This is a genomic window from Verrucosispora sioxanthis (assembly GCF_010560025.1).
In the GTDB taxonomy this organism is placed as follows: Bacteria; Actinomycetota; Actinomycetes; order Mycobacteriales; family Micromonosporaceae; genus Micromonospora; species Micromonospora palythoicola.
In genome coordinates this window covers 252,086-269,544 of the sequence record NZ_SAIY01000008.1, presented here as the reverse complement: position 1 = coordinate 269,544, position 17,459 = coordinate 252,086, and the positions used below count along the sequence as shown (strand labels likewise).

16 protein-coding genes are annotated in these 17,459 nt (G+C 70.1%); 12 read left to right on the top strand and 4 right to left on the bottom strand.

Features of this window, described 5'->3' with window-relative positions:
• Nucleotides 1–11: 11 nt before the first annotated feature.
• The 6 genes from ENC19_RS22645 (at nucleotide 12) to ENC19_RS22620 (ending at nucleotide 7,536) form a co-directional block, all read left to right on the top strand.
• Complete coding sequence (locus tag ENC19_RS22645; protein WP_309245980.1) at nucleotides 12–1,592, top strand: FAD-dependent oxidoreductase; 1,581 nt, start codon at nucleotides 12–14, stop codon at nucleotides 1,590–1,592.
• A gap of 11 nt (nucleotides 1,593–1,603) precedes the next feature.
• On the top strand, nucleotides 1,604–2,707 hold the full coding sequence (locus ENC19_RS22640) for an alpha-hydroxy acid oxidase (RefSeq protein WP_281603672.1): 1,104 nt from the start codon (nucleotides 1,604–1,606) through the stop codon (nucleotides 2,705–2,707).
• Nucleotides 2,704–4,071 carry a cytochrome P450 gene (locus tag ENC19_RS22635; protein WP_164449089.1) on the top strand — a complete coding sequence of 456 codons (1,368 nt, stop codon included), beginning with the start codon at nucleotides 2,704–2,706 and terminating at the stop codon, nucleotides 4,069–4,071. Before ENC19_RS22640 ends, ENC19_RS22635 begins: the two co-directional genes overlap by 4 nt.
• 92 nt (nucleotides 4,072–4,163) lie before the next feature.
• The gene (locus ENC19_RS22630; protein WP_281603673.1) at nucleotides 4,164–4,850 is read left to right on the top strand and encodes a response regulator transcription factor; all 687 of its coding nucleotides are present in this window, start codon (nucleotides 4,164–4,166) and stop codon (nucleotides 4,848–4,850) included.
• Nucleotides 4,847–6,157, top strand: coding sequence for a sensor histidine kinase (locus tag ENC19_RS22625; protein ID WP_208020987.1), 1,311 nt, complete (start codon nucleotides 4,847–4,849; stop codon nucleotides 6,155–6,157). The genes ENC19_RS22630 and ENC19_RS22625 overlap by 4 nt, the downstream gene beginning before the upstream one ends.
• A 167-nt stretch (nucleotides 6,158–6,324) precedes the next feature.
• Nucleotides 6,325–7,536, top strand: coding sequence for a cation:proton antiporter (locus ENC19_RS22620; protein ID WP_164449088.1), 1,212 nt, complete (start codon nucleotides 6,325–6,327; stop codon nucleotides 7,534–7,536).
• 99 nt (nucleotides 7,537–7,635) lie between these two features.
• Here ENC19_RS22620 and ENC19_RS22615 read toward each other — a convergent pair whose 3' ends face one another.
• The 4 genes from ENC19_RS22615 to ENC19_RS22600 all read right to left on the bottom strand — a co-directional run bounded on the left by ENC19_RS22615 (nucleotide 7,636) and on the right by ENC19_RS22600 (nucleotide 12,168).
• Nucleotides 7,636–9,318 carry an ABC transporter permease gene (locus ENC19_RS22615; protein WP_235945005.1) on the bottom strand — a complete coding sequence of 561 codons (1,683 nt, stop codon included), beginning with the start codon at nucleotides 9,316–9,318 and terminating at the stop codon, nucleotides 7,636–7,638.
• Nucleotides 9,315–10,271 carry an ABC transporter ATP-binding protein gene (locus tag ENC19_RS22610; protein WP_164449087.1) on the bottom strand — a complete coding sequence of 319 codons (957 nt, stop codon included), beginning with the start codon at nucleotides 10,269–10,271 and terminating at the stop codon, nucleotides 9,315–9,317. Before ENC19_RS22610 ends, ENC19_RS22615 begins: the two co-directional genes overlap by 4 nt.
• Nucleotides 10,272–10,456: 185 nt before the next feature.
• On the bottom strand, nucleotides 10,457–11,218 hold the full coding sequence (locus ENC19_RS22605) for an ABC transporter permease (protein ID WP_164449086.1): 762 nt from the start codon (nucleotides 11,216–11,218) through the stop codon (nucleotides 10,457–10,459).
• Entirely contained in the window at nucleotides 11,215–12,168 is a 954-nt protein-coding gene (locus ENC19_RS22600) for an ATP-binding cassette domain-containing protein (RefSeq protein ID WP_164449085.1), read from the bottom strand. The genes ENC19_RS22605 and ENC19_RS22600 overlap by 4 nt, the downstream gene beginning before the upstream one ends.
• Nucleotides 12,169–12,545: 377 nt before the next feature.
• On the opposite strand from ENC19_RS22600, the gene ENC19_RS30570 reads away from it, so the two are divergent.
• The 6 genes from ENC19_RS30570 to ENC19_RS22570 all read left to right on the top strand — a co-directional run bounded on the left by ENC19_RS30570 (nucleotide 12,546) and on the right by ENC19_RS22570 (nucleotide 17,429).
• A complete protein-coding gene (locus ENC19_RS30570; protein WP_164449084.1) occupies nucleotides 12,546–12,761 on the top strand; it encodes an MbtH family protein in 216 nt (71 codons plus the stop codon).
• Nucleotides 12,762–12,794: 33 nt separating this feature from the next.
• On the top strand, nucleotides 12,795–13,445 hold the full coding sequence (locus ENC19_RS22590) for an FMN-binding negative transcriptional regulator (RefSeq protein WP_164449083.1): 651 nt from the start codon (nucleotides 12,795–12,797) through the stop codon (nucleotides 13,443–13,445).
• A 130-nt stretch (nucleotides 13,446–13,575) separates the two neighbouring features.
• On the top strand, nucleotides 13,576–14,232 hold the full coding sequence (locus ENC19_RS22585) for an LmbU family transcriptional regulator (protein WP_164449082.1): 657 nt from the start codon (nucleotides 13,576–13,578) through the stop codon (nucleotides 14,230–14,232).
• Between the two features lie 116 nt (nucleotides 14,233–14,348).
• Nucleotides 14,349–15,875: an amino acid adenylation domain-containing protein gene (locus ENC19_RS22580; RefSeq protein ID WP_328824345.1), complete on the top strand. Its 1,527-nt coding sequence runs from the start codon at nucleotides 14,349–14,351 to the stop codon at nucleotides 15,873–15,875.
• Between the two features lie 17 nt (nucleotides 15,876–15,892).
• The gene (locus tag ENC19_RS22575; protein WP_166458962.1) at nucleotides 15,893–16,123 is read left to right on the top strand and encodes an acyl carrier protein; all 231 of its coding nucleotides are present in this window, start codon (nucleotides 15,893–15,895) and stop codon (nucleotides 16,121–16,123) included.
• 118 nt (nucleotides 16,124–16,241) lie between these two features.
• The gene (locus ENC19_RS22570) at nucleotides 16,242–17,429 is read left to right on the top strand and encodes an NAD(P)/FAD-dependent oxidoreductase (protein ID WP_164449080.1); all 1,188 of its coding nucleotides are present in this window, start codon (nucleotides 16,242–16,244) and stop codon (nucleotides 17,427–17,429) included.
• Nucleotides 17,430–17,459 lie beyond the last annotated feature (30 nt).

The following is a 17,459-nucleotide window of genomic DNA, read 5'->3' as shown; positions in this document are numbered from 1 at the left end:
ACGGTCGCCTGGTGACCGGAGAGATGCTCGACTATCTGATCATCGGGGCGGGACCGGCCGGGCTTCAGCTCGGTGCGCTGCTCGAACGGGACGGCCGCCGGGACTACCTGGTACTGGAGTCCGCCGACGTCCCCGGCGCCTTCTTCACCCGGTTTCCCCGGCACCGCCAACTCATCTCGATCAACAAGCCGCACACCGGAACCGACGATCCGGAGCTGAACCTGCGGCTGGACTGGAACTCCCTGCTCAGCGACGACCCGGCGCTGCGCTTCACCCGCTACACCGAACGCTACTTTCCCGACGCCGAGGTGATGGTCCGCTACCTGGCGGACTTCGCGACGGCCACCGGAGTCCGGATCCGCTACCGAAGCCGGGTGGTCCGGGTCGCCCGGCCCGACGACGCCGGCTTCCTGGTCACCGACGAGGAGGGTACGACGTACCGGGCTCGCCGGGTCGTCGTGGCGACCGGTGTCTCGCAGCCCTACGTCGCGCCGATCCCCGGCATCGAGCTGGCGGAGCGGTACGACGCGATGTCGGTCGACCCGCGCGACTTCCTCGACCAACGGGTGCTGATCATCGGCAAGGGCAACTCCGCCTTCGAGACCGCCGACGCGCTGATGGAGACGACCACGCTGGTGCATGTGGCGGGGCCGAGTCCGGTTCGGATGGCGTGGCGGACCCACTACGTCGGGCACCTGCGGGCGGTGAACAACAACTTCCTGGACACCTACCAGCTCAAGTCGGCCAACGCGATCCTGGACGGACACGTGCGGGGCATCGAGCGTGACGACGCCGGCTACCGGGTCGCCTTCGGCTTCTCCCGGGCCGACGAGGTCGTCAAGGAGCTGCGGTACGACCGGGTGCTGGCCTGCACCGGTTTCCGCTTCGACGCGTCGATCTTCGCCGACGACTGTCGTCCGGAGCTGGTGATAAACGATCGCTTCCCGGCCCAGACCCCGGCATTCGAGTCGGTGAACGTCCCGGACCTGTTCTTCGCCGGCACGCTGACCCAGGAACGCGACTTCAAGAGGTCCACCAACGGCTTCGTCCACGGTTTCCGGTACGGCGTGCGGGCACTGCACCGCATCCTCGAACACCGCTACCACGACAATCCGTGGCCGGCGGAGAAACTGGACGCGACGGCCGAGGCGGTGGCCGACGCGATCATCGAGCGGGTCAACCGGTCCTCCGGTCTCTGGCAGCAGTTCGCGGTGCTCGCCGACGTGGTCACCGTGGCCGGGTCGGATGCCCGGTACCACGAGGAGGTGCCGGTCGACCACCTCGGGCAGGCCGGGCTGGCGACCGCCGATCATCCGGTCGAGCACGCGTTCGTCGTCACCCTCGAGTACGGTCCCGACCACGACCAGGTCGACCCCTTCGACATCTCGGTGCGCCGGATCGCCCAGGACGTCGCCGGCCAGGCCCACGACGCGGCGTATCTGCATCCGGTGGTGCGCCACCGGCGCGGCGGCCGGGTGGTGGCCGAGCACCATCTGGCGGAGAACCTGGAGAACCAGTGGAACAAGCCGCAGGTGCACCGGGCGCCGCTGGTCGCCTTCCTGCACCGCTGCCTGTCCGGCACCGTGGGCTGACCGTGTCGTCGGTGCCCGCACAGGCGACGCCGGGACGCGCCGCCACCGCCGATCCTCCTCCGCTGCACCGGGTCGACGACCTGGAAGCGGAGGCGCGGCTGCGGCTCGATCCGGTGCACCGGGACTTCTTCGCCGGAGGTGCCGGGGACGAGCGCACGCTACGGGCCAACGAGACGGCCTTCGACGGATATCGGATCCTGCCCCGGGTGCTTCGCGGCGGCGGCGAGCGCGACCTGCGGATCGAGCTGTTCGGTGAGACGCTGCCGATGCCGGTGCTGGTGTCGCCGACGGCCTTCCACCGGCTGGCACATCCACAGGGGGAGGTGGCGACGGCCCGGGCGGTCGGGGCGGCCGGCACCGTGATGGTGGTGAGCATGGCCGCCACCGCGCCGATCGAGGCGGTCGCCGGGGCGGCGGGCCCAGCGGCGCGGCTGTGGTTCCAGCTCTATCCACAGCCGGATCTGGGTTTCACCGCCTCGGTGATCCGGCGGGCGGAGGCGGCCGGTTGCCGCGCCCTGGTGGTCACGGTCGACTCTCCGGTCTTCGGCCGCCGCGACCGCGACCTGCGCAACGGTTTCCTCGACCTGCCGCCCGGCTGCTGCTGCGAGAACATGCGGGATCCGCAGAGCGGCCGGGTCCGGGACATCGTCATGGACGCCACTCTCGACTGGGCCCGGATCGAGTGGCTGCGCGAGACGACCAGGCTGCCCATCGTGCTGAAGGGGATCCTGCACCCCGCCGACGCCCGCCTCGCGGTCACGCACGGCGTGGACGCCGTACTGGTCTCCAACCACGGTGGGCGGCAGCTCGACGGGGTACCGGCGAGCATCGACGCGCTGCCGGCGGTCGTGGCGGCGGTCGGGGGACGCATCCCCGTCCTGCTCGACGGCGGGATCCGCCGGGGGACCGACATCCTCACCGCGCTGGCGCTCGGGGCGGTCGCGGTCGGGATCGGCCGACCGGTGGTCTGGGCGCTGGCGGCCCGCGGCGAGCCCGGAGTGCGGCAGCTGCTCGACCTGCTCCGTGCCGAGCTGACCCGGGCCATGACGCTTGCCGGCGCGGTCCGCCCCGCAGACCTGACCCGCGAGATGGTCCTCGACCGGGTACCGGTATGACCCGGCCGCTGGTGCTGTGGTGCGGGCTGGCCGGTCTGCTGACCGTGGGGTGGCTGCTGCCGCGCCGGTTGCCGCCGGCGGTGGTCCGGCTCCGAGAGTGGATCTTCAGGCGGGTCAACGGTGTCGAGGGGATCCCGGTGCCCGGTCCCCGGATCGGGCCCGAGCACTTCGCACGGATCTACGCCCATCCGGCGGCCAGCGGGCGTAGTCGGGGGGCCGGTCTGTCCGACCTGTTCTGGTACTGGCTGGCACCCGGTCCGCAGATGCACCAGGAACACCTGGAGCCGGGGGAGCGCTACCGCACGGTCGCCCGGACGACCAGACGTGTGGTCGCGGTGTCGCAGCGGCGTTCGACCGAGCTGGCCGGTGCGGCGACCCGACGGATTCTCGACGAGTTGCCGGCCGGCCGGACCCGCCGCGTCCGGCTGCGGGACCTGATGATGCCGATCTGGGCGGAGGTCTACTACGAACTCGTCTTCGAGGCGGCGTGCCCGCCGGAGGTACGGGCGCTGATCGTGGCCAACGCCGACGACGTGGTCACCGCGCTCAAGTGCTGCGGGCTGCGACACCTGGATCGGCGCGACCGGCTCACCCGCTATCTGCGCGCCCGGGTCGAGGCCGGCACGGCACCGGTGACGCTGCCGGAACCGTTCACCGCCGAGGAGACCGCCTGGTACCTGCAGGGCACCTTCTTCAACACCGCCGTGGTGCAGATGTCGGAGGCGATGGCACACCTCCTGCTCGCCGTGGCGCAGCATCCGGCGGTGCGGCGTGACCTGGTCGCCGCCCTCGACGACCCCGACGGTGACGCGGCCCTGGACCGGGTGATCGACGAGACACTGCGGGTACATCCGCTCTTCGGGGTGGCGCACCGGATCACGTCCGGCCCGATCGAGGTCGACCCGGAACTCACCATCCCCGCCGGTTCGGTGCTGCTGTTCAACTACCTCGCCTACCAGCGCAGCGGACCGGCGGCCGACGACACGTTCGAGCCGGCCCGCTGGCTGACCCTGGAGCGCGGTGCCGCACACTTCGTCCCGTTCGGCGTCACCGCCAACCGGGCCTGCCCGGCACGCGGCGTGGCGCCGGTGATGATGCGTGCGGTGACCCGGGAGGTGCTGCGCCGGTACGCCCTGGTCTCCACCGTGCGGCACACCCGGTCGTTGCCGAACCGCGGACCGTGTTTCCTCGTCCCGACCGGGGCCAGCCCGCCCGCCCGGTTCCGGCTGGCGGTGATGCGTTGGGGTGACCGCTGGTCCGACGTGTGGCGCAGCCTCGTCCAACTCGTGCTCGGTACCTGGATGGTGCTCGACGCCCGGCGCCAGCGCCTGTGTGCGAGCTACTTCGAGGAGATCCGGCGATGACCACGGCGGACCGACCGGAATGATCTCCGGCGCAACAACATAGAGACATTGGTCACAATCAATACCACGGACGGGTGTGGGATTCTCGACATGTGCTACAGGTAAGCGAGGTATCACCAGGCGTACACCGGCTGCTTCTGGTCGAGGACGACGCGGAACTCGCGGACATGCTCACCGAGGTACTCGCCGACGAGGGCTACCAGGTCGACGTGGCGCGAGACGGGCAACGGGGCCTGCACCTCGGCCTCACCCGGCCCTACGACGTGATGGTGATCGACCGGCTGCTGCCGGCGCTCGACGGGCTCAACCTGCTGACCCGGTTGCGTTCCCGCGCGATCGGGGCCCGCGCGTTGCTGCTCACCGCGCTCGGCACCGTCGACGACCGGGTCGCCGGCCTGAACGCGGGCGCCGACGACTACCTGATCAAGCCGTTCGACCTGGACGAACTGAGCGCCCGGATCCGGGCGTTGTGCAGACGCACGTCGGACGGTGCCGAGGCGCTGCCGATCGGTACCGGCCGACTCGACCTCGGCCTGCGCGACGTGGTGCTCGCCGACGGCCGCCGGGTGGCGCTCTCCGCCCGGGAGTTCGAACTGCTCCGCGTGCTCGCCGTCCGACCCCGGTCGGTGCACACCCGCGCCGAGCTGCGCCGCCGGGTCTTCGACGCGGCGGAGGCCACCTCCATCGTCGACACCTACGTGTACTACCTGCGCCGCAAACTCGGCCGGACGGCGGTCCGCACGGTGCACGGCCTCGGCTACCGGCTCGGTGAGTTGTGACACCGTGGCGAAGGGCACGGACGGCGCCCGCCGGCCTCTCCTGGCTGGCGGCCGAGCGGATCGTGGTGGCCCGGGCCCGTCGCCGGGTCGGCCTGCTGGTCGGGCTCGCGGTGACCGTCCTGGTCACGGCGGTCGGCGTGCTCTCCTACGGCATGCTGATCCGTGGCCAGGAGCGCCAGATCAAGCGGGAACTCGCCTACACGGCCAGCCGGGGCGACCCGTCCGGTCCACCCGGTTGCACCTGGCTCTTCCTGCTCCACGACGGTGAGATCTCCGGCGGCGCGGTGCCGGCACCGTCCGGGTTCCCGCTCGCGGCGGCGATGAGCACCACGGCCCGCACCGGAATCCCGTCCGAGACGACGATCGAGCGCCACGGCACGGTCTACTTCGTGCTGACCCAGACCCGTGGCGAGGACGTCGTGCAGGCGATCTTCGACGCCCGGTACCAGCTCGCCGACCGGCGTCACCTGCTCGTCGCGCTCGCCGTCGCGGAACTGCTCGGGCTGGTCGTGGCCGTCGCCAGCGGGGCGGTGGTGGGCCGGCTCGCCGTCGCGCCGCTGGCCGACTCCCTCGCCCGGCAGCGCCGGTTCATCGCCGACGTCAGCCACGAACTGCGTACGCCCATCGCGCAGGTGCACACCCGGGCCCAGTTGCTGGCGCGGCGGGCCCGCGCGGCCGGTGTGCCCGTGGAGTACCAGTCGGAGCTGAACCGCCTGACCGGCACCACCAGACGGCTCGGCGAGGTCGTCAACGACCTGCTGCTCTCCGCCCGGCTGGCCGCGGCGCCGGGTGACGGTGCGGTCGCCGATCCGGTGGACCTGGCGGCCGTCGCCGAGGCCGCGGTGCTCGCCGAGAACGACCGGGCCGGCGAGCAGAGTGTGCTGCTCACCTTCAGCCGCCCGGACGTGCCGGTCCCGGTCTCCGGGGTGGAATCGGCGCTGCGGCGGGTGATCAGTGAGCTGCTGACCAACGCCCTGACCCACACGCCGGCCGGCGGGCGGATCGACGTGACCGTGCGGCTGCCCGCCCACGACGTGGCGGAGCTGATCGTCGCCGACACCGGCAACGGCTTCGATCCGGCCGACCGGATCTTCGACCGGTTCCACAGCGGTGCGGGCCCGGACAAACGGCATACCGGGCTCGGGTTGGCGCTGCTGCGGGAGGTGGTCACCGGGCACGGGGGCACCATCGACGCCCGCAGCCACCCCGGTCGGGGTGCCCGGTTCGCCGTTCGGCTGCCGGTCCGGACGAGCCCGCGACCGGCCGCATCGACGCCGACGCCCGCATCGGTCTCCGGCGACGCCTGAGCAGGAAGAAAGGGCGTCTGCTCACCGTCCTCGGCCGGGTGCGGCATCCAGGCCGTGGCGACCTCACCGGGGCTGGTCGGGACCGAGCGGTCCAGGACCGGGACGGTCCACCCGTCGGGGCGGCGGCCGGCTGGTATGCCGCGGGAGGCTACGGGTAACGACCGGGAATGAATCGGCTGCATCTGAGCTACGCCCTGGTGGGGGTCCTGGCGCTGTTGCTGGCCTTCTGGTCCAGTGCCGTGCGACGGGCACCGGTCAGTGAGCCGCTGCTCGCGCTGTCGTTGGGTGTCCTCGCCGGTCCGGTGTTCGGCCTGATCGACCTGCCCGCCGGCGAGACGACGGTGCTGATGTTGGAGGCCAGTCGGATACTGCTGGCCATCTCGCTGATGGCGGTGGCGCTGCGTTTTCCGCTGTCGGACTACCGGTCGGTGATCCGTCCGGTTGGTGTGCTGCTCGCGGTCGCGATGGTCGGCATGGCGGTGGTCAGCGCCGGTCTGGCCTGGGTCGTCCTCGGTCTTCCGCTGGCCCTCGCGGTGCTGCTCGGCGCGTGCGTGACACCGACGGACCCGGTGCTGGCGTCCAGCGTCGTCTCCGGTCGGCCCGCCGTCCGGGAACTCCCGGCGCGGTTGCGGCAGGTCATCAGCGGCGAGTCCGGCGCCAACGACGGCCTCGCCTTCGCCTTCGTCGTGCTCGCCCTGTCCGCCGTCACGTCCGGGTCGTCGCGTGGTGCTCTCGTGGAGGTGATCTGGGCGGTCGCCGGCGCGCTGGTGATCGGCGTGGCCGTCGGCTGGACCGCCGGCCGGGCCATCCTGGCCGCGGAGAAGCGGGAGGACGTGGACCGGGGCTCCCTGCTGGTCTTCACGATCGTGCTCGGCGTCGCCGCGCTGGGAGTCGCCCGGCTGGCGTACACGGACGGGATTCTCGCGGTCTTCGTCGCTGGTCTCGCGTACAACGGGGTCGTCGGTGGCCGCTCCCGCGCGTCGCAGCAGCGACTCGACGACGCACTGACCCGCTACCTGGTGTTGCCGCTGTTCTTCCTGCTCGGCGTCGAGGTGCCGTGGCGCGACTGGGTCGAGCTCGGGTGGCCGGTCGTCGCCTTTGCCGTCGCGGTGCTGCTGCTGCGCCGGCTGCCGGTGGTGCTGGCGCTGCAGCCGCTCCTGGGGATGTCCTGGCGGAGCACGGTGTTTCTCGGCTGGTTCGGCCCGGTCGGGGTGTCGGCGCTGTTCTATCTCACGCACAGTCAGGACAACGGGGTCGCCGACCCCCGGTTGTGGGCTGCCGGGAGCCTGGCGGTGGTGGCGAGCACGGTGGTGCACGGTGTCACCGCCACCCCGGGCCGTCGCTGGTACGCCCGGCGGCCGCCGGCGTCCACCGGGTGAACCTGGGGTTGGTGGTCGCCGTGACCGTAGCGCCGATGGCCCCGGCCGTCGGGCCGGGGCCATCGGGAACCGCCCGACGCTGGGCGGTCGACCAGGTGCTCAGCCCGCGCTGAGGTCACGCCGGCGGAAACCGGCCACCGCCAGGGCCGACAGCGCGGCCGCGACCACGCCGAGACCCACCAGGTGCGCCGGATCCAGGGGCGCGTTCGGGTAGCTGCCGACCCACCAGAACGGCGAGAGGGCCTTGACCGCCGTGGGTAGCTGGAGGACCGATCCGAAGAACCGCTCCACCACGATGATCCCGCAGAACACCCACGCGAGCGCGCTCGCCCGGGGAACCCAGGCGTAGAGCGCCGCGGTGACGGCGATCAGGACCGCGATGCCGAGCGCGAACGCACCGGCACTCTTCAGCAGGATCAGCAGACTGGTGTCGCCGCCGGAGAGAGAGGCGCCGAGCCAGAGCGGCAGGGCACCACCGGCGACGAGCAGCACGAGCGCGCCGATCCCGGCGGCGGCCAGGTGGGCGAGCAGCGCGTTGGTCCTCGACGTGGGCCGGGACAGCCCCAGCCCGAGCCGGCCCTCGTCCTCCTCGGTCTGCACGCGCAGCACCGACGCGGTGGTGAACACGGCCACGGCGAGCGCGTTGTGCAGCATCATGATGGCCAGGAACGCCATGATCGGGTCGTCGCCGAAGATGGTCTCGGTGAGTTCGTTCTGTTCGGCGATCCGCTGGAGGGCGTCACCGGAGTCCGCGCCGAGGAACAGTCCGGCGGGGCCGAACATCGCCACACACCCCACGAGCCACCACAGCAAGGCCCCGCGCTGCTGGCGGACGACGAGCGCGAACGGGCTGGCCAGCGACGGCGCGGCGGCGGCGGGGCCGGGCCTGCCGTGCAGGAGGGCACCCCCGAGGTCACGCCGGGAGGCCAGGACGGCCCCGACAACCAGCACCACGACGATCGCCAGCACGCTCAGGCCGAGCGGCCAGAGCCGGACGTCCGCGTACGGTCTGGCTTGCTGTGTCCAGGCGATCGGGGACAGCCAGGACAGCCAGCTGCCGTGTTCCTGCTGGATGTCGCCGATGCCCCGGATCAGCACGGCGGCGGCGAGTGCCGCGAAGGCGAGGCCGGAGGCGCCGCGGCTGTGCACGGTCAGCTGGCTGGTCACCGTCGTGATGGCGGCGAAGACCAGGGCGGTGAGCGCCACCCCGGTCAGGAGGGTGAAGGTGTCCGCCGCGGCGAGTTGCCCGGCGCTGATCATGAGCGCGCTGCCGAACAGGGCGAAGGCGGCGTCTGCGATCAATACCATGAGGAACGCCGCCACGGTACCCGCGTGTCGCCCGATGGGCAGGGCCCGGACGAGTTCGGTGCGGCCGCTCGCCTCCTCGGCGCGCGTGTTGCGGGCGATCAGCAGGATGTTCATCGTCGCCAGGAGCGCCATCAACCACAGCGCCATCTCGTTGGCGAACATCCTGCCGATGGTGTAGTCCTCCAGCCCGTAACCCGGTCCGGCCAGCAGCGTGCCACCGGCGTTCGCGATCGAGTCGGCCCGGTTCTGCCGGTCGGCGGCGGTGGGGTAGACCGCCGCGATGGCGACCACGTAGTAACCGCAGAACGCCACCAGGGAGCCCGTCCAGACCGCCAGTCGGACCCGGTTGCGTCGCAACATGAACCGCAGGAGGTAGCCGGTGCCCGCCAGCGCGGCGGTGGCTGCCGGAGTCCGCGTCGTCGCGGGGCGGGTGGGCGGCGCCTGCCGAGCGACGTCGGCGGTCGGCGTGCTCATCGGGCCACCGCCTCGACGTTCCGGGGCGCCGCCGCGGTCGGGTCCGCGCCGTAGTGCCGCATGAACAGTTCCTCCAGCGACGGTGGGGTGGCGGTGAGACCGCGTACGTCCAGCCGCGACAGCGCGGCCAGGACCGCGCCGATCTGTGCGTTGTCGACGGAGAGGTCGACCTTGGTGACGTCACCGCTCGCGGCGGTGGTGGTGACGTCGTGGACACCCGCGAGTCCGGTGATGGCCGCCGGGTCGTCGACGACCAGCGCGCTGACCGTGGTACGGGTCAGGTGTCGCAGCTCGGCGAGGGTGCCGGACTCGACCGTGCGACCACTCCTGATGATCGTGACGGTGTCGCAGACCTTCTCCACCTCGCTCAGGATGTGCGAGGAGAGCAGCACCGCCCGTCCCGCGTCCTTGACCCGCTGTACGTGCTCGGTGAAGACCGCCTCCATCAGGGGGTCCAGGCCGGAGGTCGGCTCGTCGAAGATGTAGAGCTCGGGGTCGATGAGGAAGGCGGCCACGAGCGCCACCTTCTGGCGGTTGCCCTTCGAGTACGTGCGTGCCTTCTTGGTCGGGTCGAGCTCGAAGCTGTCCAGCAGGGCGGCTTTGCGCTTTCGGCGCTCCGCCCGATCGGAAGTGTCGTGCAGCCGGGTCAGGTAGTCGATGGCCTCGCCGCCGGTGAGGTTGGGCCACAGGCTCACGTCACCGGGAACGTAGGCGAGCCGGCGGTGCAGGGCCACGGCGTCGCGCCAGGCGTCGCCACCGAAGAGCCGGGCGGTACCGGAGTCGCGGCGCTGCAGGCCGAGCAGCACCCGGATCGTGGTCGACTTCCCGGCGCCGTTGGGGCCGAGGAATCCGGCGATCTCACCGGGACGGACGGTCAGGTGCAGGCCGTCGAGCGCTTTGACGGAGCCGAACGACTTGCGCAGGTCGGCGATTTCGACGGGGTTCGCTGTCATTGTCACTCCCAGGGAGAGAGGCGGGTGCCGCGGTGGTGAGCGTTGGCCGGTCGGTGCGGCAGGTGGACCGTGCGGCACCGGCTCGGCGATCAACGTTCGTCGAGCCGGCGCCACGGGGCCGAGGTACCGGAGGTGTTTCGCCCCGGTGGTGCCCGAGCCCAACTACATTGTCGAGGCTCGGTGTGTCACGCCCGCTTGTTGAAGGTGGAGACCGACCACAGGTATCCGATGAACGCCAGCCCGAGACACCAGGCGACGGCTGCCAACGCGCTACCGGTCGAGGGTTGGCCCATCAACAGTCCGCGCAGCGTCTCGATGATCGGGGTGAACGGCTGGTACTCCGCGAACTGCCGCATGCCGGCTCCCATCGAGTCCGCTGGCACGAACGCGCTGCTCAGGAACGGCAGCATGATCAGCGGTACGGTGGCGATGCCGGCCGACTCCACGGTCTTCGCGGCGAGCCCCAACGCCACGGTGAGCCATCCGGCCGCGAAGCCGAGCAGCACGATCACGCCGATCGCGGCGAGCCAGTCGACGGGACCGGCACTGGGGCGGAAGCCCAACCCGAAGGCAACCCCGATGATGGCGGCGCAGGCCACCAGGCAGCGCAGGGTGGTCATGATCACGTGCCCGGTCAGCACGGAACCCCGAGAGACGTCCATGACCTTGAAACGATTGATGATGCCTTTGGTCATGTCGGAGTTCACCTCCGTCGCGGTGGCCCCCAGCCCGTAGCTGACCGCCATCACGAGCAGGCCCGGGGTCGCGTAGTCGATGTAGCTGGAGCCGACGTCGAACGCGCCGCCGAACACCTTGACGAACATCAGCATGATCACGATCGGGAAGAGGATCGCGTTGAACACGGTGGTCGGGTTGCGCAGGGTGTGCCGGAGGTTGCGGCGCAGCATGACGGTCGAGTCACCGAACGCGGTCGCGACACTGCTCATCGTACGATCGCCTCCTCACGCGGGCGGCTGGTGGCGGAGTGCTCGGTCAGGGACAGGAAGACGTCGTCGAGGTCGGGGGTCCGTACGGCGAACTCCCGGAGATTGATCGACTGCTCGTCGAGGCGGTTGAGCAGGGCCAGCAGCGACCGCGGCTCACCGTCGTGTGGCACCTGCAGGGTCAGCTCGTCGTCGTCCCGGGTGACGGTGCCCAGAATCCGGGCCGCCGCGTCGAGGTCGTGCACCTCGGCGAACCGCAGTTGCAGGTGTGCGCCGGGGACCTGGCGCTTGAGCTGCTCGGGGGTGCCCTGGGCGACCAGCCGGCCCTCGTTGAGGACCGCCACCTGGTCGGCGAGCTGATCGGCTTCCTCCAGGTACTGGGTGGTCAGGAAGATGGTGGTGCCGTCGGCGACCAGCTCGCGGACGATGCTCCACATCGTGCGCCGGCTACGCGGGTCGAGGCCGGTCGTCGGCTCGTCCAGGAAGATGATGTCCGGGTTGCCGACGAGCGTCATCGCCAGGTCGAGCTTGCGTCGCATGCCGCCCGAGTAGGTCGAGGCCAGCTTGTCCGCCGCCGCCACCAGGTCGAAGCGTTCCAGCAACCGCGTGACGACCGTGTCACCGGTGCGCAGGTGCTTGAGGTCGGCGACCAGGCGTAGGTTCTCCCGGCCCGACAGCAGCTCGTCCACCGCGGCGAACTGGCCGGTCACGCCGATGGCCGAGCGCACCTGCCTGGTCGCGGTCGTCACGTCGTGTCCGGCGACGTGCACCGTACCGGCGTCGGCTCGCAGCAGGGTCGTCAGGATGTTCACGGTCGTGGTCTTGCCCGCCCCGTTCGGGCCGAGCAGGGAGAAGACCGATCCCGCGGGGACGTCGAAGTCGATGCCGTCGAGGACCACCTTGTCGCCGTAGCTCTTGCGCAGTCCTGAAACAGAAACCGCTGAACGTCTCACTTCTCCACCGTCCTCGTCGTGTCCGAAACGCAGCGCGTCCGCCGTGATCGGGCACCGGCGTCCCTCTCAGGATGGTTCGGCTCAGCGTCTGCCGAGTAGTAAGCGTATTTGTCGCCAATGCGGTGTCTACGTCCCGAAGCCACCTATAGGGGTTGCCGGCCGAGAATAGGGGCCCGGCCCGGCGGGACCGTTTCTGCGACAGGGGCCCCGTAAATGGTTGGGGGAGAGCCCTCCGGAACAGGGGTATCACCATCCTTGACAGGTATCCGCGGCCGGCGCCTACGATGACCTGGCATTTATTCGGCGGCCGTTGAATGTCGGGCGTCATCTCGATTCGAACCCGAGTCATTTCGCGACGATCTCAAGGACGGTGGCACGTGAGCACGAACCCTTTCGATGACGAGAACGGCAGCTTCTACGTCCTGGTCAACGACGAGGACCAGCACTCCCTGTGGCCGGTCTTCGCCGAGGTGCCGGCCGGCTGGCGGGTCGTTTTCGGCGCGGACGTCAAGGCCGCCTGCCTGGAGTTCGTCGAGCAGAACTGGACCGACCTGCGCCCGCGGAGTCTGCGGGAGGCAATGGCGGCGAACTGACCGTCGTCGTATCTCGCGGAGGAGTGGAGCGTCATGTTTGTGCCCAGCATGTACCGGGAGCCGGACCCACAGTGGATCCGGGAGCTGGTTCGGCGGAATCCGCTGGCGTTGTTGATGACCAACGGTGCCGACGCGGACGGGCCGTTCGGCACTCACCTGCCGGTCATCGCGGATCCGGCCGCGGCCGCCCATGACTCGCCGGACCTGACCGGCACCACGCTGCTCGGTCACATGAACCGGGCGAATCCGCAGTGGAAGGCGCTGCGCACCGGCACGCCCGCGGTGCTCAGCTTCGCCGGCCCGCACGGATACGTCTCGCCGACGCTGTACCCGTTCACGCCCGCGGCGCCGACCTGGAACTACACCGCGGTGCAGTTGCGCGGCGTGATCGAGCCGATCGAGTCCGCGGAGGAGACGCTGTCGGTGGTGCGGGCGACCGCGGGGACTCTGGAGGCCGACTTCGGAAACGGTTGGGACATGACCGATTCGATGGGCCACTTCCGCCGGATTCTGCCCGGGGTTGGCGCCTTTCGTTTCACCGTCACCCGCTCCGAGGCGATTTTCAAGCTCAGTCAGGAACAGAACCGTGAGACACAGGGCCAGGTGTGCCGACACTTCCAGGAAGCAGCCGGGGGGCAGCGCGAGGTGGCGGAATACATGACCAGGATGGCCGAGCGCGGCTGAGACGTCCGGGCGGCGGGAAGTTCGATCGGATGAATTCGCGCCGCCCACCTCTGGTTTCGACAAGGAATGGGGGAAATCAGTGAAGACCGTGGACGAATGCCGAACCAGACCGGTGGGCGCCGGCGGACCCATGCAGCACGATCTCGTGGTCTCGTTCGTCGGCAACCAGGCAACGGTACGGAAGTCGGGAATGGTCTTCCCGCAGGGTCTGTCCGAGCGATCCTGGGAACAGATCGGCAGCAGTCTCCGCGAGCTGGCGAACTCGTCGGCCTGGTGGCTCGCCGACTGGCTGATCTTCGGAGAGGTCACGTACGGGTGGCGGCGGTACCGGGAGGCCATCGAGCGGACCGGCCTGGACTACCAGACTCTGCGCAACTACGCGTGGGTGGCCCGGCGGTTCGAGCAGGGCCGGCGGCGGGACACGCTCAGCTTCGCCCACCATGCCGAGCTGGCCCGCCTGGCACCGGCGGAGCAGGACTACTGGCTGCGCAAGGCCGAGCAGCAGAAGTGGTCGCGCAACGAACTCCGCAAGGCGGTTCGGGCCAGCCTGGCCGAGCGCGGCGCGAACGCCGCACCTCCGGTCGCCGACGGCGACCAGAGTCAGGGCGTCGTGCAGCTGGCAGAGGCGAGCGACGCCGGGAAGCGCAAGGGCTCGACCACCAAGATCACCATTGAGCTGTCCGCGAACCAACTGGACTGCTACTCGAAGTTGGCCGCCGCGCGCGGTCTCTCCGTCGACGAATGGGTCACCCGTGTCCTCGACGCCGTCGATCGGCGCGTCGCCTGACGACGCCGCACCGTCCCCCTCGTGGTGATCCGGCAACCAGGCCGGCCGGCCACCCGTCACATCGGAGTAGGTTGATGATTCTTCCGGGTAAACGAGTACCGCTGCCCTCGGTGCCGGTGGTCCACCATCGATTCGAGGCACACGCCGCGGACACCCCCGACGCCATCGCGGTCCACTGTGCCGGGCAGCGCGTGTCGTACCGGGACCTGAACGCCAGAGCCAACCAGTTCGCGCATCTGCTCGCCGGGCGCGGGCACGGACCTGGCGCCAAGGTCGGTGTCTGCCTCGACTATTCGATCGACATGCTGGTCGCCATCCTGGGCACCCTCAAGGCGGGTGCGGCCTACGTACCGCTGGACCCGGCCTACCCGGCCGCCCGCCTGCGACTGCTGTTGGGGCAGATACCGCAGCTCGCCGCGATCGTCGCCGCGCCCGCCACGATCGAGCTGGTGGAATGCGCGAACGCCCCGGTCATCGACCTGACGCAGGCGTCCGACGAGCTGGCGGCGATGCCGGCGGTCAACCCCGACGTGCCGCTCACCGGCGAGGATCTCTGCTATGCGGTCTTCACCTCGGGCTCGACCGGTACGCCGAAGCTGACCGCCGTCCGGCACGAGAACTGGTTCAACCTCCTGAACTGGCTGACCTTCGAGTTCGACCTGCATCGCGAGTCGCACAACCTCGTGGTCAGCGCGTTCGGATTCGACCTCTCGCAGCGCAGCCTGATGATGCCGTTGTTCTGCGGCGCCACCCAGTACCTCATGGCCAGCCGGAACTTCGACGCCGCGATGGCGTACCGGATGTTGTCCGAGCACGAGATCCGGACGGTGAACTGCGCCTCGTCCACTCTCTACGTCCTGGTGGACTGGGAGGTCGCGAGCGGCGGAGACGCCCTCACCCGGCTGGACTACGTGCTGTTCGGCGGGGAGCCGCTGCACGTCGAGCGCGTCCTGGACTGGGCCAGGGCCGAGGGAAACACCTGCACCCTGCTGCACCAGTACGGCGTCGCCGAGTGCGCGGACGTCGCGACCTCGTACGACCTCGCCGACTATCGCAGCGACGAGCACGACATCGCGCCGGTCGGCCGGCCCGGCTACAACACCGACATCCACATCCTCGACGAGCAACTGCGCGGGATACCCACCGGGAAACCGGGCGAGATCTGCATCGCCGGCCGCAGCGTCGGCGCGGGTTACCTGAACGGCTCGGGTCCCGAGTCGGCGCGATTCACCACGATCCAGGTCCACGGCGCTCCGGTGCGCATCTACCGCACCGGCGACCGCGGATACGTCACCGACACCGGTCAGCTCATCGTCCTGGGCCGGATGGACACGCAGGTGAAGGTGCGCGGCATGCGTATCGATCCGCACGAGATCGAACGGGCGTTGGGCCGGCTGACCGGAGTCCGGCAGGCCGCCGTCGTGGTGAGCCCCGACGGCTCCGGCGAGCTGACCGCATTCCTGGTGCCGACCGGTGCCGAGCTGGCCGACAACGACGTGCGTGCCCGCCTGCTGGAGTCCCTGCCGCGGAACATGGTCCCGGCCCGATTCCGCACCATCGCCCGACTGCCGTTGACGCCGCACGGGAAGGTCGACCGCGCGGCGCTGCTCGACGAGCTGCGGACCGGCTCACCGGCCCGATGACCGACGAAGGGAACGTGATGATTACCGAAAGAGTGCACGCGATCTGGCGCCGCGAACTCGGGCGGGACGACGTGGCTGTCGACGACGACTTCTTCGCCCTCGGTGGCCAGTCGGTGATAATGGCCCGAATTCAGCGGTCCCTCATCGTCGAACTGGGTGTCGAGGTGCCCGTGGACCAGCTGTTCCGCAACCCGACGGTGGCATCCATCTCGGCGTACATCGAATCCGCGCAGGCCACGACCGGATAGCGGCGCACACCGGCCTGCCGACGCTGCACAGCGGCTCTTTCCGCGCTGTGTGAACGCTTACCTCACCCGGCCCCGTCCGGGGCCGTATCAATCGTGAAGCCTGGTTAAGAGAGGCGCCATGTACGACGTCATTGTCATAGGTGCCCGTTGCGCGGGTTCGCCGACGGCCATGCTGTTCGCGCGGCAGGGGTACCGGGTCCTGCTCCTGGAGAAGGCGAAGTTCCCGCAGGACACCCTCTCCTCGCACTACCTGCACTCGCAGGGCGTGGCGCTGCTCGACCGGTGGGGGCTGCTCGACGAGCTGCGCGCCACCGATGTCCAGCCCATCACCCACCAGGTGTACGAGGCACCCGGAGTGCGGGTGGAGGGGTTCTCCCTGCCGATCAACGGCCTGCGGACCACGTACGCGCCCCGGCGGTACGTCCTCGACCCCATCCTCGCGGCGGGTGCCGTGCGGGCCGGGGCGGAGTTCCAGCAGTCGTGCACGGTCAACGACCTGATCTACGAGGACGACCGGGTCGTGGGGGTCAGGTACACCACGCCCGCTGGCGTGCAGACGACCGAACGGGCGCGGCTCGTGGTCGGCGCGGACGGCATGCGTTCGCTCGTCGCCCGCAAGGTCGGCGCGCCGAACGTGATCGAGCACGCCCGGCTGACCTGCGTCTACTACAGCTACTGGGCCGGGGTGCCGGCGAACTTCGAGCTCTACGAGCGGCCCGGTCGCTGGATCGGCGTGGTACCCACGAACAACGACCTGACCCTGCTGATGACCTACTTCCCGCAGGCCGACTTCGGCGATGTCCGCAAGGCGGTGGAGCCCTCCTATCTGGAGGCGTTCCGCACGACGGCACCCGAGCTGTACGAGCGGATGCAGTCCGGCGAGCGGGTGGAGCAGCTGTACGGCACCGGGCACCAGGAGAACTACTTCCGCAAGGCGTACGGGCCCGGCTGGGTGCTGGTGGGCGACGCGGTCAACCACAAGGACTCGATCACCGCGCGGGGCATCACCGAGGCGTGGGTGCAGGCACAGACGCTCACCGATTACGTCGGCACGGACCTGCACGACGAGCGTGCGCTGCGCTCGGCGCTGCGGCGTTACGAGCGCAGCCTGGGCAACGAGGCCCTCAACCACTACCAGGGCGCTCTCAACGTGGCCGAACTCAAGCCCGAGGGGCGCACGGACATGCTGCGCAAGCTGGTCGGTCACCAGGAGCACATCGATCGCTACTTCTCGACCCTGTCGGGGGCGATCTCCATCGACGACTTCTACAACGAGGAACTTCTGGCTCTGCTCGACCAGGACTGACTGACGTTCTGCTCCCCAGGTTCGCCGATT

What these genes read in the sequence shown, in the direction of transcription:
- ENC19_RS22635 (WP_164449089.1), top strand. Translation starts at nt 2,704, where the DNA reads ATGACCCGGCCGCTGGTGCTGTGGTGCGGGCTGGCCGGTCTGCTGACC.
- ENC19_RS22620 (WP_164449088.1), top strand. Translation starts at nt 6,325, where the DNA reads ATGAATCGGCTGCATCTGAGCTACGCCCTGGTGGGGGTCCTGGCGCTG.
- ENC19_RS22615 (WP_235945005.1), bottom strand. Translation starts at nt 9,318, where the DNA reads ATGAGCACGCCGACCGCCGACGTCGCTCGGCAGGCGCCGCCCACCCGC.
- ENC19_RS22610 (WP_164449087.1), bottom strand. Translation starts at nt 10,271, where the DNA reads ATGACAGCGAACCCCGTCGAAATCGCCGACCTGCGCAAGTCGTTCGGC.
- ENC19_RS22605 (WP_164449086.1), bottom strand. Translation starts at nt 11,218, where the DNA reads ATGAGCAGTGTCGCGACCGCGTTCGGTGACTCGACCGTCATGCTGCGC.
- ENC19_RS22590 (WP_164449083.1), top strand. Translation starts at nt 12,795, where the DNA reads ATGTTTGTGCCCAGCATGTACCGGGAGCCGGACCCACAGTGGATCCGG.
- ENC19_RS22585 (WP_164449082.1), top strand. Translation starts at nt 13,576, where the DNA reads ATGCAGCACGATCTCGTGGTCTCGTTCGTCGGCAACCAGGCAACGGTA.
- ENC19_RS22575 (WP_166458962.1), top strand. Translation starts at nt 15,893, where the DNA reads ATGATTACCGAAAGAGTGCACGCGATCTGGCGCCGCGAACTCGGGCGG.
- ENC19_RS22570 (WP_164449080.1), top strand. Translation starts at nt 16,242, where the DNA reads ATGTACGACGTCATTGTCATAGGTGCCCGTTGCGCGGGTTCGCCGACG.